Origin of the sequence: Paenibacillus nuruki (assembly GCF_963311185.1) — a bacterium.
In the GTDB taxonomy this organism is placed as follows: Bacteria; Bacillota; Bacilli; order Paenibacillales; family Paenibacillaceae; genus Saccharibacillus; species Saccharibacillus nuruki.
Genome location: NZ_OY725677.1, coordinates 257,319 through 271,808, shown reverse-complemented (window position 1 = coordinate 271,808; position 14,490 = coordinate 257,319). Strand labels below are relative to the sequence as shown.

Here is a 14,490-nt window from a genome sequence, read left to right as displayed (position 1 = left end):
ATATAGTAGATTGCTGAATAAGCATTCAACAAGCTTCTTATGAGTTAAATGAACGGCTTAAGTATATGGTTTGCTTAAAACCATGATTCAGTTACAGTCGTCGATCCTTTAAATCGACGCAGCCGATTGCGAAAAATGTTTTTGCCTGCTGTAGATGAACCGCCTCTGTTACGAATCCGCTGTCTAAAACGCATTAGGTATATTCCTCCTTCCATTTACATTACGTTAACATGACAAGTATTACCCGTTGACAATTATTGTGAAACAAACTGTAATCACGAGTATACTCATCTTAAATCAAGCATCATGTAAAATGCAAAGTTCGCAGAATATCCTGATACGCAGTAAATCGATAACTTTATCTAATTTCTGAGGGGCTTTTGCCTGTGTATTGCTTGAATTGACGGCTGAAAAAGAAAATATCACGATACCCCAGTGCATCGGCGACCTCAGTCACATTCATTCCAGTATAGACCAGTAAATGCTCTGCCCGCTCAATCCGCATCTTAATGATATACGATTGCACAGATACACCTATTAACTCTTTGAATTTGATCGAAAAATAGCGTGGCGACAAACCAGCCCGAGAAGCCAAATCTTCTACCCGGTGAGCTAGACTTGGATGCTGACGAATATAGTTAGCAATCTCTTGCACCACTTCACTCAGTTGGTTACTGACTTTACGTTCAACGGGTTGACGCTGATCTTCACGCAGTAAATGAATCATTAATTGCTTCAGAATCAACTTCGCTTCTTCTTCTGCGGCAAAAGCGTGTTCAAGAAATAGTCTCACATACCGTACAAGCATATATTCAAAATCAATCCGTTCGTCTAATTTGCGATAACGTACAGGAATCATTTGTGCAGGTTCAGCAATATCGAAGTGAATATAGGTAAGGACTAGCGGCTTTTGCGGATTGTGTGTTGCTGTTGTCTCATCCCCGGGATAAAACAAAAAGCAACTTCCTTGACTGATTGGATAAGCCTCGCCGTTCAACATTAATTCTCCTTCGCCACTCCATACATAGAACAAGTCATAGTTCGGCATCGGTTTCTCTCTTTTGGGCCAGCGCCATTCCGGTTCGCAAAAGATTTTGGCAAACGCTGGTTTTAGTATAAATGAAGAAGGTGACAAATTCAGCATCACTCAACCCTCCTTGGTTTTAGATTTATTTTCAATTTGAATATAGGTTGATGATGAAATAGTTTGTATAGCTATGTTTTAGATAACTTTACTTTATATTGACCAAAAAGTCTGTAATCGTCAATCCTTCTATTGTAGACTTTCCCAAGATTGCCGAAGACGCTTAACACCTTCCATGATCTGAGGCTCTGATAAATGAGCGAAAATAAAGCACGCCGATGGAGCGCTAGGCGTTAACTGATAATCAGCAGCATCGCGCCAGATCACACCGTATGTGCGAGCAATTGTCATCCATTGATTGTACCGGGTAGCATCGTGCTTCCATGTGGCATAGGCATGTAGACCGCAATCGGTTTGTTGCCAATCAAATAGTTCATCCAATCGCTCTTCTTGAATAGATTGTTGAAAAACATCGTAACGGGAACGATATAATCGGGTCATACGGCGCAAATGGCGTACATAATCACCACGGATCATAAATCGTGCCAGTGCTCTTTGTTCTAATCGAGCAGGCGGTAATGGATCATATAATCGCTTGGCAGCCGTTAAAGCTTCAGCAAGCACAGTTGGCAAGATCGCATAACCAAGACGAAGACTGCTGAACATGCTTTTGGAAAAGGAACCGACATAGATAACGCTATCTGTTTGATCCAATGCTTTAAGCGGTTCGATAGGACGACCTGACCAGCGAAATTCGCTATCATAATCATCTTCGATAATCCATGCACTATGGGTATTCGCCCACTCTAGTAGCTGTTGACGACGAGCCAATGGTAAAACAGCACCTGTAGGAAATTGGCGACCCGGCGTTACAAATAACAATCTAGCCTTCCAATCTTGTGGAATAACACCATGCTCATCTAGTGGAGCCGGCTGGATCACTCCTCCGCAAGCTATAATCGCACGCCGCATACCCGAATAACAAGGATCTTCCAGAATCACTTGATCATCTTCATTGATCAACAACTGGCACAACAATGTAATCACTTCCATCGAACCGCTACATAATACAACTTGTTCAGCAGTCGCTGTAATTCCTCTTGTTCTTCCTACATGATTGCAGATCGCTTCACGTAACCCGATATCTCCTTGCACAGTCGTAAGTGCTGCATCAGTAGTAGATTTTTGCAAATCTTTGCTAGCAGCAGACATGGCACTTTTCCAAGAAGTCTGCGAACTTCCTTCTAACATAATGTCTCCTGATTGAAAAGAAATCTGCTCTAGTGGCGGACGAGTGTTACTTATAGCAGAAGGAGTCTGGTCATCTCTCTGATCAGAATGATCTTTTCGAAACTGTATAATTTCTTGTTCCATTTGGATAATACGCTGTCCCCATACAGATAAAGAAGACAAAGGTGCTTTTTCATTTATGTAGGATGATGCTTCAATATGTACTTCTTTGCCAGACACAATAGGCTGTTCAATTACAAATGTTCCTTTACCGACAGCAGATTGAACATACCCTTCAGCCAGTAACATATCATATGCTTCCGATACACTTCCACGCGATAATCCGTACATCGCAGCCAGATCACGAGTAGAAGGTAAACGTGTTCCACTGGCAAGTGACCCACCTAGAATCCCTTCCCGTAAGGCATGATATAACGCTAGATATTTGTGCTGATACGTCTGAATAGCACGCTGATAAGCAATAGTAATATCCATAACGTTCTCCTTTATTGGACTACTTATTTTCATTCAAATTGGCTCTTTTGACTAATCCAATTGTAGCATATGCTGAAAATAAGATTTGGTCAACAGAGAGAAGGAGAGATACGGATGAGAAGAAAAGAATTTACGATAGAGGAAGAAGAAGAATTGGCGTTATTTTTGGAGGAAATGAGTTTTGGATTTCTGGGAATGAGTCATGAAGATGGATTTCCACGTGTGACTCCACTTAATTTTGCTTATGGTAATGGTGTATTTTATATTCATGGTAGTCGTGCAGGCGAAAAAATGAAATTGCTTAAAAATGATACACGTGTGACGTTTTCAGTGGCGAAAGAGTATGCGTTAATCCCTTCTTACTTTACCGATGCTGAAATGGCATGTCCGGCTTCTGCCTTTTTCAAAAGTGTTACGGTACGTGGTCATGCAGAATTGATTACCGATCTGGAAGAAAAAGCAGATGCCTTTTCGATCTTTATGCACAAGCTTCAACCTGAAGGGGGTTATGATACGATTGATGCCAAAGATCCTCGTTATATTCCGCGGCTAAACGGGGTCGCTTTGATCAAAATTGTCCCGCAGGAGTGGACAGCCAAGTTCAAATTTGGTCAAAATGCTAAAGAAGAGGAACGTCAACATATTATGGATGGACTACAAAAACGAGGTCTGGATGATGATCTCACAACGATCGAAATGATGAAAAAGTATTGCCCATATCACCAAAGTTGAAGCATATCGTCTTAAATCATTTAATATTCACATCATATTCACAACTAACCCATCAAATTTCACTTCCTACACGGTGACACTTCCGCGCGAAAAATGATATACTAGGGCAGCAGAAATCAGGCGAACTTCTACTGTTCCATTATCATCAGGTGCGGCTGATTCATTATTTAACAGACCTGGAAGGATGAAAACGATGAACCCACTGGCTGGACAATTGAACGCGAAATTGAAAACAGATAGCCCTCACATTTATGAGATGCTATCCACTCTTGGTAAAGAGATTTATTTCCCTAAAGAAGGCATATTAAGCCAATCGGCAGAAGCATCAAGCCAGGCTAAAAAATATAATGCAACGATTGGAATTGCAACCGAAAATGGCGGGCCCATGCATTTGAAGGTTCTACAAGATTCGTTGTCTGCTTTTGCACCTAAAGATCTGTATCCTTATGCTCCTCCTGCTGGCAAACCAGAATTGCGCAGTGTATGGCGTGAGAAAATGATCAAAGATAATCCTTCACTACAAGATAAAAAATTCAGCAATCCTATCGTAACCAATGCGTTGACTCATGGTCTAAGTATTGTAGCGGATCTGTTCGCAGATGTAGGCGATGCTGTTATATATCCAGATAAAAACTGGGAAAATTATGAACTTACTTTCGCAGTTCGTCGCGGAGCTGAGATCATCACTTATCCATTATTTACAGAAGAAATGACATTCAATAGTGATGGATTACGAGATGCTCTACTCGCGCAAAAAGAAAAAGGTAAAGCGATTGTCGTCTTGAACTTCCCAAATAACCCAACAGGTTATACCCCAAGTGTGGCAGACGGTAAAAAAATTGTAGCTGCTATTAACGAAGCCGCTGAAGCTGGAATCAATGTCGTTGTGGTTACAGATGATGCTTATTTCGGATTGTTTTTCGAAGATTCTCTACATGAATCGTTGTTCGGATCATTGCTTGACTTGCATCCTCGTATTTTACCGATCAAAGTCGATGGTGCGACAAAAGAAGAATATGTATGGGGATTCCGTGTCGGTTTTATCACGTATGGCGCACAAGATCTTGAAGCGATTGTCGCGTTGGAACAAAAAACATTGGGTATTATCCGTGCAACTATTTCCAGCGGACCGCACCCATCTCAGACATTTATTTTGAAAGCATTACAAGACCCTAATTTCGAAGCGCAAAAAGAAGAAAAGTTCCAAGTGATGAAGGGCAGAGCGAACAAAGTTAAAGAACTGCTCAACACTGATCAATACGCAGACACATGGGAATACTATCCTTTTAACTCCGGTTACTTTATGTGTTTGAGATTAAAAGATGTCTCTGCTGAAGATGTACGTCTACGCTTACTACGTGAATATGAAGTCGGTACAATCGCACTAGGTGCACATGATCTACGTATCGCTTTCTCTTGTATTGCAGAAGAATATTTGGAAGACCTGTTCAACTTGATCTATCAAGCAGTTCAAGATGTGAAAAAAGGCTGATTGATTTACACTTAGCTTTTCTTATTTATAAGCAAAAAGCTCCTGTCGAGATCACTACACGACAAGAGCTTTTTTTACTTTGTATCCATAAAGACCACCATCAGTGACAATAAGAACAACGTATTTGCTGTAGCGGTTATATTCAACTATGTTCAAAACCAATGAACTTATGCCAAATAAGCTTCCCTCACCTGATTATTCGTCAGAAGTACCTTCGCATCATCCTGCAAAATAATCTCCCCTGTCTGAATCACATATCCCCGATGCGCAATCTGTAATGCTTGATACGCATTTTGCTCTACCAGTAAAATGGTCATTCCTGTACTATTTAACTCCTGAATAATCTCAAAAATTTGATCTACCAATACGGGAGCCAGTCCCATCGAAGGTTCATCCAAGAGTAGAATTTTGGGATTCATCATTAGTCCTCTAGCAATCGCAAGCATCTGCTGTTCGCCACCACTCATCGTTCCGCCAGTCTGATGATAACGCTCTTTGAGCCTCGGAAAATAAACAAATGACTTTTCAATTCTCTCTTTGATCAGCTTTTTACTTTTGACTGAAAAAGCACCCATTTCCAAATTCTCTTTCACAGTTAAACGTGGGAAAATACGTCGTCCTTCCGGTACATGAGCAATCCCACTTTGAGCAATCACATGCGGTTCAAGCGAGGTAATCTTTTGGCCATCGAACCAGATTTCACCTTTAGTCTGTACTTGACCGCAGATTGATTTGAGTGTCGTAGATTTGCCTGCACCATTAGAACCGATTAATGTTACGATTTCGCCTGCTTTGACTTCTAGATTGATTCCTTTGAGTGCTTCGATTCCACCGTAAAAAGCTTGTACATTGTTCAATTCCACCAGACTCATATCTGTATCTCCTCCTCGACCGCACTTTTACCGAGATACGCTTCGATCACTTTCGGATTAGAACGAATATCTTCTGGTCCACCTTCAGCAATCTTTTCTCCATGATCCAGTACAAGAATATGATGAGATAATTCCATCACTAATTTCATATCATGCTCAATCAAAATAATTGAAATATTGAGTTCTTGCTGTATTCGGCGAATCAATCCAGTCAATTCAGATGTCTCACGGGGATTCATGCCTGCGGCGGGTTCATCTAACAGTAATACTTTAGGCTTAGCGGCAAGCGCGCGGGCAATTTCTAAGCGCCGCTGTGCTCCATACGATAGACTGCTTGCTTCTTCGTTATACCAATCAGCAAGACCTACGTATTCTAATAACCGATAAGCTTCACGTTGAGCATCATGTTCTTCATGACGGACACGAGGTAAATTTAATAATGTGCCGACAATCCCTGTTTTGAGATGAATATGCATACCGACCTGCACATTTTCAAGAACCGTCATACTCCCGAACAAGCGAATATTTTGAAAAGTACGTGCAATCCCGCGACTGGTAATCCGATCAGGCTTAATATTCACAATCGATTCTCCATCCAGTTCGATATTACCTTTGTCCGGTACATATATGCCTGTAATCATATTGAAAAAAGTGGTTTTCCCTGCGCCATTGGGTCCGATCACTGCTGAAATCTGCCCTTTAGGAAAATCAAAATTCACTCCGTTTACAGCTGTCAATCCACCAAAGCGCTTCATCAGATTAGTCACTTTCAACACATTATGTTCTTGGTGATCACTCATTCATATGCTCCTTTCTAATTGAATATTGCCCGATTGATTCGCTATTTCCCTTAGTCCGATCGACTTTAATCGGGTTGTACCTCTGGCTTGGATAACGGTGGAGATTGATCTTTGACTGCTTCTGGAGGAAGTCTACGATTTCTAGCAGCAATCAATCCATGAGGACGGAAAACAGCGACTAGAATTAAGATCATACCGAAAATAAAGCGTTGCATTTTAGAAGGAGATAACGCATTCGGCACTTCAAAAATCCCCTGCTGAGACAATTGATTAAGCCAGCTTGTAAATTCAGTTAATACCTGCAAATTCAGAATCGTCACTAGACTTGCTCCTAAGATCACACCGGGTACACTACCCATTCCGCCCAATACGACCATCACTAGAATCGTAATTGACTCAATTAAAGTAAAGCTGGTCGGATCAATAAAGGTCTGCTTCGCTGCAAATACCACACCCATCATCCCTGAAAAAGAAGCACCAATTGCAAAAGCCATCAACTTGGTACGGATTAGCGGAATACCCATCGACTGAGCAGCAATTTCATTTTCACGCACTGCTTTCCATGAACGACCAAGACGTGAATGTTCTAATCGCCTTACAGCAAAGATCACAATTAACAATATCCCGATCACAATAAAATAAAATTGATGCGGAAAGGTGAATTGAAAGCCAAACAAATCAGGCGGTTGAATCGAAGATAAGCCCATCGCGCCGTTTGTAATATTGACCGGCTTTTCTAAATTATTAAAAATAATACGAATGATCTCCCCGAAGCCCAGTGTCACAATCGCTAAATAATCACCTTTGACACGTAGCACAGGCAGACCGAGCAATATGCCGAAGATCCCTGCAATAAAGCCCCCAATAAGAATAAAAATCCAGAAGCTTCCACCGGATAACGGAAAGAGTTCACCCGAGATAAAATTATTGGCTTGCCCTGTCGCAAAAATGCCGTATGTATAAGCCCCTACAGCGAAAAAAGCAATAAATCCCATATCCAACAATCCTGCAAATCCTACTACAATATTCAGCCCGAGTGCCATCGCTACATAGATACCGCACTGGGTCGCCACTTCCATATACGATTCACGTGAGGTGCCGCCTGAAGTGGCAAATGGAATTACAATCACCAATAAAAAAGCAGCAATACTCCATTTCATCCCGTTACTAAAAGACGTATAGTACAACAGCAACAGCGAAGCCAGCATCAAAAGAAAGGCAGTGACCGAACGATCGATCAGATAGACAGCGCCTGCGGTTACAAGTATAAATGCAGCTAATAATAATCCTTGTGCAAGTTTATTCGCTTGCAATATCGTTTGTATCTTTCCCATCGGTGTCACCTACACTTTCTCTTTGATTGCTTTGCCGAATATACCCTCCGGTTTGAAAATCAATACGATGATCAAAATCATAAAGGCAAAAACATCTTTGTACTCTGCTCCAAAGTTACCACCTGTCAAAATGCCCAGATTCGATGAAGCAAACATTTCAAGTACACCCAGCACGATCCCGCCGAACATCGCACCCCGAATATTTCCAATACCTCCAAGCACAGCGGCTGTAAATGCTTTGAGCCCTAGAATAAATCCAATATACGGATCAATCGTTCCATATTGTTGTGCAAATAACACCCCTGTTGATCCACCCAGAGCAGAACCGATAAAAAAGGTTAATACAATTACTTTATTCACATTAATAGACATCAGCGAAGCTGTTTCTCGATCTTGCGCAACTGCACGCATCGCTCCGCCCCATTTGGTACGATTCACAAAAATATCAAGCCCAATCATTAATACAATCGCAATAGCAAAAATAAACAAAGTATTCGCTTTGACGGAAGCATCAGTAAACCAGCTGGATATCGAAGAAAGAGGTAATTGATAACGTTGATCAAATAATTGCGGAGTACTGATAATATAGTTACCTGTTTTGAGTTCAGCAATAAATCGAATCACATCTTGCAAAACGAACGAGACACCGAATGCAGAGATCAATAAGATTAACTTGGGCGCTTTGCGTAACGGTCGATAAGCTACCCTTTCAATCCCGACACCAAGCGCACCGGTGACCAGCATAGCAATCAGAATAATCAGTACATACGATAACCATGCCGGCATGCCGGTTAACCATCCTGCTCCTTGAAAAATAAAAAGCACCGCTGTCCCTACAAATGCACCGGTCATAAAAATCTCACCATGCGCAAAGTTAATTAATTCGAGAATACCGTATACCATCGTATAACCGAGTGCTACAACCGCATAGATTGCGCCTAGCGCCAGACCATCAATCAATACTTGAGGTAAAGTTTGCAAAATACTTGAGAACATTCAGTTACTCCCTTCATACGTTCATCGTCATTTAGCTATAGGATGATTTTGCAAAAATTCTCTAAAACAAAAGCCAAAAGATGTGTATATCACAGCACATACCTTTTGGCTTTTGGTGTACATCAAAGTTCTTATTTGGCAGGTTGAGCAATCTCTGCTTCTAGTGACCCTGGATAAGTGGCATCTGCGAATTTGTAAATAAAGACTTTCGCATACGCATTGTCTCCAATATCATCAAAGCTCACTTTAGTCGCGACACCTTCAAAATCTTTGGTCGCACGCACAGCATCTCGTACCGCATCACGAGCAGGTGCTTCTGTTCCTGAACCCATCGCTGTTTTGATTGCATCTAACATGACCGTCATCGAATCATAAGCATAGACAGAGTACCCTTCTGGATTTTTACCAAAAGCTTCTTTATAACGTGCTGTCCATTCTTGTCCATCTGGCAATTTACTGATATCTCCTGCTACTGAACTGTACAATGCCCCTTTAACATCTGCGCCAGCAATATCCACTAACCCTGAAGAATCCAGCGCATCTCCGCCCATAATAGGAGCCATAATCCCTTTATCTCGTGCTTGCTTAATCAATAGACCTGCTTCTGCATACAATCCACCGAAAAATATAAAATCGGGCTTTTGGGTAGCCGCAATATTAAGTACACCATTGAAATCTTTTTCACCGACGGTGATTCCTTCATAACCAGAAATAGTTGCTCCTTGCGCTTGAGCCGCATCACGAAAAGCTTCCGCCAATCCCTGACCGTAAGCTGTTTTGTCCTGTATAATAAAAATGTTTTTGGCACCTACTGTTTTGACAGCATATTCAGCTGCCGCAGGGCCTTGAAAATCATCACGTGCCACAACACGGTTTACCACTTTGAGTTTGCGATCTGTAAGTTCTGTAGCGGTACTTGCAGGGGAGATCATCGGAATGTTGTATTTTTCGTAGACAACCGAAGAAGGGATAGATACACCGGAGTTCAAATGTCCAATAACGCCTAGTACTTGTTGATCTGCACCGATCAATTCAGCATTGGCTACCCCTTTTTTGGGATCACCTTGATCATCATAAGGAACCAATTCAAGCGAGTATCCTAATTTGCTAAACTCTTCTTTGTGATCTTCCATCGACATCTGAGCGCCAAGCTTAATCGCTTCGCCTTGGATAGAGCTACCACCGGATAATGGGGATTGCGTAGCAATTTTGATCACTTTATCACCTGTGCTTGCAGTCGAACCACCAGCTGAACCCGAAGAACTTGTTGCTCCATTTCCACACCCTGCCAGTAATCCTGTAATCAATGCTGCGACCATCAACCCACTCCACTTGCTTCTCATCATAATCCCCCTTTAATAATGTTAACTTTAGTAACACATTAAATTAACTATGTTGCTTATTTCTTACATCAGTATAACGATATCCATTATATTATTCAATTAGAATTTATTTCTTCTTATCCCAAATAATATAATTAATATTGATTATTAACTGATTTATGCTTATTATACTGTGAAATTTTAGGTTATCAATACTTATTTTATTCTTTTTAACTGATTTATGAATTAAAAGGTTATTATTTTATAAGACCTCGCTACCCTTTTATCAATGTGAGCTTATTGCACATAATCCTTTAATATCTTTATAAATAAAGCTTAAATAGCTTTTTATGTTATTTTATGTAACATTTATTTCAGAAAGAAAAAGCCAGAATATGATCTTATCTTCGTGGTATCCAAAGATAAAATAAATTCTGGCTTCACTACAGAATAACTTTAAAAATAACAACCTCAGTCACACAACAACTTGAGTTTTTTCACATTTGGCAACTTACTTATTATCGATCTGTTCAACCGTACAACCTAATCCACGCAGAATATAAACAATCAGTTCTTCTAGCGGATCGCCTTGTTCTACAAGCTGAATATCTAATAATGTTACTATCGTTAATGACTTGGCTTCATTACTGCCAAATAAAATACTGCCCATCACCTGCAAAAAGGTATGATCTAGCGAATGAAAATGGAATACACCTTGTTCCCGACCTGCTTCTAGGTAATGGCGAAGTAACAACCATACCGGAAGAGTATACTTTTGAATGATATCGATCCGCTCCGAATGTAACGTAAATTCCTGATGTACAATATCCGAAATCTCAGGATCAGATTTACAAAAGCGATACATCTGTTCAATCAATCGCTTCATACCTTGAATCGGATTCATTTCTTCATGGCGAAGCTGTTCTGAAAATACGGGAATCGGGATAAATTCCTGTAACATCGCTTCGAATAAAGGCTCTTTCCCACCATAATAGTAGGACACTAGAGAGATATTCGCATTTGCTTCTTTGCAGATTTCTCGTACCGAAGTCGCTTCAAATCCTTTAGTTGCTGCTAATTTTTTGGTTGCTTGTAAAATTCGCATTTTAACATGGTCTTCACCTTTATCCACCACGTTCACTTCCCTGCCTCTAATTCCTTAAAGCCGAAAATAAATCCATTTGCAATAACACTCTGCAATGTTAACGATTTCCAGCTCATATTCTCTCTATAATACCATCAAGATTCGGCAACCGCTACCAATGGTGAGACAGGCATCTTATCTTTGCGTAATGACGTTGCAATAGCGATCACAATAAGAGCAAAGACCATAATTAGTATAAGTGCCAGACAATCTTTGCCTACACCGGTGCCACCGAATAATAGATTCATTAACCCTTGTACAGCATAGGTCGCTGGAAAAGCAGACCCGATCCACTGGTAAAAGTCAGGTAGTAATTCGCGCGGCATCATCGCTCCCGAAGACACCAATTGTACGGACAAAATCAAAATATTAAATAACATTCCTGCCATATCAAATACAAATAAAAACATCTGTGCAACCAGCATAAATGTTAATAAGAATAGCGCTTGGAAACCCCATAACGCCATAAACCCATGCCCCAATTGCCCACCGAACAAGGCGACGAGAGAAGTCCCTACCAGTGACACTACAATCGAAGCGCCTGCGGTAACTAACAAACGAACCGACATGCGTGACCAACGTCCGAACCGACTTGCCAGTGCTTTGGATGAAATTTGGAAATTCTGTCCCATAATCATTGCTCCTACATAGGAAGCCAGGATCATCATCATTGGAACCATCTGGTTATTCATGCCTTGTACAGGATTAACTGATTGAATATCCGAGACAACACGCTGAGACATCATCGTTGCCGCTGTTTGTGCTTGATCATCGGCAAGTTGTCCAGCAAATACACCTTTAAGCCCACTTTCAACAGCCGCTCGATTAACAGTGGCTGTCACTTTGTCCGCAATCGAAGTCATCATATTTTTGATCATAATTGGATTCGATTCATTGATAAAATAATGCAATTGCGCAGGAGTCTGAGATTGAACAGTTGATGAGAAATCAGCTGGAATCTCAATAATCATCTGTACATCACGTTGTTGCAATTGTTGCTGAGCTTCAGCTAACGTCATTCCTGTCTGCACGCCAACAGGTAGTGAAGATTGTAGATTGGTAATCAACTGCTCTCCGTACACTTTATCTTCATTAACAACAGCTACCTTCAATTGATCCAACCGATCTGTTATCCCGTGATAACCTGTCATCCATACAATTGTAAAAATAAGCTGAAACAAAATCGCTGTGGCAATCCCTACTTTGGTTGTAGGTAATTTCATAAATGCTGCAAAAATAGATTTCATATTTCCCCCTGTATCGGCTATGTCTACCGTTCACTTTATTTTATATATTTAAACAATCGTTTTAAACGACTGTTTGATAACTATAGATTTTGAAAACGATTACTGTCAATCTTTATTTTAAATTTTACATATGTATGGTGTTCGGACAATAAAAAAGGCATCTAGCAACTTGCACCAGATGCTTAGAAAATATGTAATTCTATATAAAAAATATACATATCCTATACTACTTTAATCTGTACTGACCTTAACGTTCTCCTTTTAACATGTCTATCATCAATTCTCCACCTAATCGAAATCCATATGTAAACGAACCTGCACGATCCATACTATTTAACTGGTAATACAAGTCCCACATGGTTTCCAGTTCTAACCATTCTTCTGGAGAAAGCTTCACTTTCCACTCTGCCATTTTCGCTGATATTTGCTCACTGATCTGTGTATACTCTGCGTTCTGAGATACTGTTTTTTCATCAGGACGTAAGTTTCCGTAATAGATACTTTCTAACAGACTGCTCATGGTTTTGTATCCTTTCTGTAGTTGATATCTAATCATCTACAATTTATTTCCAAATACATCTAACTCTAATTTTATTTTATGCGAAAAACGCATAAAAATCAATATGCGGTTTCTGCATAATCTAAAATAACTTTGGGTGATACAAATGTATGTAAGAATTAGAAACTTACGAGAAGATAAAGATTTGACTCAACAACACATGGCAGAGCTATTAAACGTAACTCAAACTACTTATTCCCGATACGAACGTGGTGAATTAGATATTCCAACTGCTGTGCTGATAAAATTGTCTAAATTTCATGAAGTGAGTATAGATTATTTATTAGATCAAACAGATAATCCTAAATTAAAAACAAAATGAATACAATTAAGTTACAAATTTTGGTGATTTATAAAAAGGATTGTAAGATGAAGTGAGGCAAATACTTCATCTTACAATCCTTCAATTATAAATTAACTCTTTCAATAAAAAAATAATTATTTAGCCTTAAATTCTTCTTTTAACAATTCAATGTTGCATGAGTTTACATCAAAAAGAACTACATTATAACCAGTAGATATCAAAGAACTAGGATATTTCACACCATCATATTGTAAATAATCTTTAATATATAATGCAATTAATTGAGTAGGTAGATATTCAAATATTTTTTCAGATATAGTAACCGGAAGCGAAAAATTTTCACTTATTATTTTTCTAAAATCATTAGTTTGCTTCTTAAGATTTTGCTCATGGGTTAGATCTAATAAAGTTAAGTCCTTCTTAGGTGTGAATTTACCAACAGTAATTCTAGTATCTGGTTCCTGATGTACTTCATAAAGACAAGTATTAATATCACTTGCTATATAAAGCATAGGTAACCCAACAGGATTTAATCTTCCTCCTTTAGCATTTTCAGCAGGAGGTGCTTTGATTTCTTCAATTTTACTATGAACTCCTGGTCTACCTCGATAAAAAATATCATTAATATTGATTTCACATGTATGCATAGATTTTATATAGTCATTAAGAGTTACGTCAATAAATTTAATATATTGATTCCATTCAGTCTGTACAAAAGCATCATTAACAACTTTAAATGTAGTACTTAGATCTGTAAAATTATCATCTTTATTAGGTAATTCAGATGAAATCCATTTATTATATATAATTTCATCACTCATTATTATTACCTCCCAAAAAATTCGATATAATTTATGATTCAAATACTAATTAGAATTA

At 39.5% G+C, this 14,490-nt stretch carries 14 protein-coding genes; 3 read left to right on the top strand and 11 right to left on the bottom strand.

Going from position 1 to position 14,490, the window contains the following annotated elements; all coding sequences use genetic code 11:
- Positions 1-358 precede the first annotated feature (358 nt).
- Positions 359-1,144 carry a helix-turn-helix domain-containing protein gene (locus RCP16_RS01390; RefSeq protein WP_137223702.1) on the bottom strand — a complete coding sequence of 262 codons (786 nt, stop codon included), beginning with the start codon at positions 1,142-1,144 and terminating at the stop codon, positions 359-361.
- A 129-nt stretch (positions 1,145-1,273) separates the two neighbouring features.
- The gene (pdxR, locus tag RCP16_RS01385) at positions 1,274-2,809 is read right to left on the bottom strand and encodes a MocR-like pyridoxine biosynthesis transcription factor PdxR (RefSeq protein ID WP_308641481.1); all 1,536 of its coding nucleotides are present in this window, start codon (positions 2,807-2,809) and stop codon (positions 1,274-1,276) included.
- A gap of 114 nt (positions 2,810-2,923) precedes the next feature.
- On the opposite strand from pdxR, the gene RCP16_RS01380 reads away from it, so the two are divergent.
- A complete protein-coding gene (locus tag RCP16_RS01380) occupies positions 2,924-3,541 on the top strand; it encodes a pyridoxamine 5'-phosphate oxidase family protein (protein WP_308641480.1) in 618 nt (205 codons plus the stop codon).
- A 193-nt stretch (positions 3,542-3,734) separates the two neighbouring features.
- Positions 3,735-5,033 (top strand): aminotransferase class I/II-fold pyridoxal phosphate-dependent enzyme, encoded by a 1,299-nt coding sequence (locus RCP16_RS01375; protein WP_308642429.1) that lies wholly within the window; start codon positions 3,735-3,737, stop codon positions 5,031-5,033.
- Positions 5,034-5,200: 167 nt separating this feature from the next.
- Here the strand turns inward: RCP16_RS01375 and RCP16_RS01370 are convergent, their stop codons facing one another.
- The 8 genes from RCP16_RS01370 to RCP16_RS01335 all read right to left on the bottom strand — a co-directional run bounded on the left by RCP16_RS01370 (position 5,201) and on the right by RCP16_RS01335 (position 13,304).
- Positions 5,201-5,905 carry an ABC transporter ATP-binding protein gene (locus RCP16_RS01370; RefSeq protein WP_069326271.1) on the bottom strand — a complete coding sequence of 235 codons (705 nt, stop codon included), beginning with the start codon at positions 5,903-5,905 and terminating at the stop codon, positions 5,201-5,203.
- The gene (locus RCP16_RS01365) at positions 5,902-6,705 is read right to left on the bottom strand and encodes an ABC transporter ATP-binding protein (RefSeq protein WP_308641479.1); all 804 of its coding nucleotides are present in this window, start codon (positions 6,703-6,705) and stop codon (positions 5,902-5,904) included. Before RCP16_RS01365 ends, RCP16_RS01370 begins: the two co-directional genes overlap by 4 nt.
- Positions 6,706-6,770: 65 nt before the next feature.
- Complete coding sequence (locus RCP16_RS01360; protein ID WP_308641478.1) at positions 6,771-8,039, bottom strand: branched-chain amino acid ABC transporter permease; 1,269 nt, start codon at positions 8,037-8,039, stop codon at positions 6,771-6,773.
- Between the two features lie 9 nt (positions 8,040-8,048).
- On the bottom strand, positions 8,049-9,035 hold the full coding sequence (locus RCP16_RS01355) for a branched-chain amino acid ABC transporter permease (protein WP_137223714.1): 987 nt from the start codon (positions 9,033-9,035) through the stop codon (positions 8,049-8,051).
- Positions 9,036-9,166: 131 nt separating this feature from the next.
- Entirely contained in the window at positions 9,167-10,378 is a 1,212-nt protein-coding gene (locus RCP16_RS01350; protein ID WP_308641477.1) for a branched-chain amino acid ABC transporter substrate-binding protein, read from the bottom strand.
- A 490-nt stretch (positions 10,379-10,868) separates the two neighbouring features.
- On the bottom strand, positions 10,869-11,489 hold the full coding sequence (locus RCP16_RS01345; protein ID WP_069326267.1) for a TetR/AcrR family transcriptional regulator: 621 nt from the start codon (positions 11,487-11,489) through the stop codon (positions 10,869-10,871).
- 107 nt (positions 11,490-11,596) lie between these two features.
- Positions 11,597-12,748 carry a YhgE/Pip domain-containing protein gene (locus RCP16_RS01340; RefSeq protein WP_137223717.1) on the bottom strand — a complete coding sequence of 384 codons (1,152 nt, stop codon included), beginning with the start codon at positions 12,746-12,748 and terminating at the stop codon, positions 11,597-11,599.
- A 247-nt stretch (positions 12,749-12,995) separates the two neighbouring features.
- Positions 12,996-13,304, bottom strand: coding sequence for a DUF6809 family protein (locus tag RCP16_RS01335; protein WP_308641476.1), 309 nt, complete (start codon positions 13,302-13,304; stop codon positions 12,996-12,998).
- Positions 13,305-13,413: 109 nt separating this feature from the next.
- On the opposite strand from RCP16_RS01335, the gene RCP16_RS01330 reads away from it, so the two are divergent.
- Positions 13,414-13,629, top strand: coding sequence for a helix-turn-helix domain-containing protein (locus tag RCP16_RS01330; RefSeq protein WP_308641475.1), 216 nt, complete (start codon positions 13,414-13,416; stop codon positions 13,627-13,629).
- A gap of 116 nt (positions 13,630-13,745) precedes the next feature.
- Here the strand turns inward: RCP16_RS01330 and RCP16_RS01325 are convergent, their stop codons facing one another.
- Positions 13,746-14,432 (bottom strand): RES family NAD+ phosphorylase, encoded by a 687-nt coding sequence (locus RCP16_RS01325; protein WP_308641474.1) that lies wholly within the window; start codon positions 14,430-14,432, stop codon positions 13,746-13,748.
- Positions 14,433-14,490: the final 58 nt, after the last annotated feature.

What these genes read in the sequence shown, in the direction of transcription:
- RCP16_RS01365 (WP_308641479.1), bottom strand. Translation starts at nt 6,705, where the DNA reads ATGAGTGATCACCAAGAACATAATGTGTTGAAAGTGACTAATCTGATG.
- pdxR (WP_308641481.1), bottom strand. Translation starts at nt 2,809, where the DNA reads ATGGATATTACTATTGCTTATCAGCGTGCTATTCAGACGTATCAGCAC.
- RCP16_RS01355 (WP_137223714.1), bottom strand. Translation starts at nt 9,035, where the DNA reads ATGTTCTCAAGTATTTTGCAAACTTTACCTCAAGTATTGATTGATGGT.
- RCP16_RS01370 (WP_069326271.1), bottom strand. Translation starts at nt 5,905, where the DNA reads ATGAGTCTGGTGGAATTGAACAATGTACAAGCTTTTTACGGTGGAATC.
- RCP16_RS01360 (WP_308641478.1), bottom strand. Translation starts at nt 8,039, where the DNA reads ATGGGAAAGATACAAACGATATTGCAAGCGAATAAACTTGCACAAGGA.
- RCP16_RS01340 (WP_137223717.1), bottom strand. Translation starts at nt 12,748, where the DNA reads ATGAAATCTATTTTTGCAGCATTTATGAAATTACCTACAACCAAAGTA.
- RCP16_RS01375 (WP_308642429.1), top strand. Translation starts at nt 3,735, where the DNA reads ATGAACCCACTGGCTGGACAATTGAACGCGAAATTGAAAACAGATAGC.
- RCP16_RS01390 (WP_137223702.1), bottom strand. Translation starts at nt 1,144, where the DNA reads ATGCTGAATTTGTCACCTTCTTCATTTATACTAAAACCAGCGTTTGCC.
- RCP16_RS01380 (WP_308641480.1), top strand. Translation starts at nt 2,924, where the DNA reads ATGAGAAGAAAAGAATTTACGATAGAGGAAGAAGAAGAATTGGCGTTA.
- RCP16_RS01330 (WP_308641475.1), top strand. Translation starts at nt 13,414, where the DNA reads ATGTATGTAAGAATTAGAAACTTACGAGAAGATAAAGATTTGACTCAA.
- RCP16_RS01350 (WP_308641477.1), bottom strand. Translation starts at nt 10,378, where the DNA reads ATGAGAAGCAAGTGGAGTGGGTTGATGGTCGCAGCATTGATTACAGGA.
- RCP16_RS01335 (WP_308641476.1), bottom strand. Translation starts at nt 13,304, where the DNA reads ATGATTAGATATCAACTACAGAAAGGATACAAAACCATGAGCAGTCTG.
- RCP16_RS01325 (WP_308641474.1), bottom strand. Translation starts at nt 14,432, where the DNA reads ATGAGTGATGAAATTATATATAATAAATGGATTTCATCTGAATTACCT.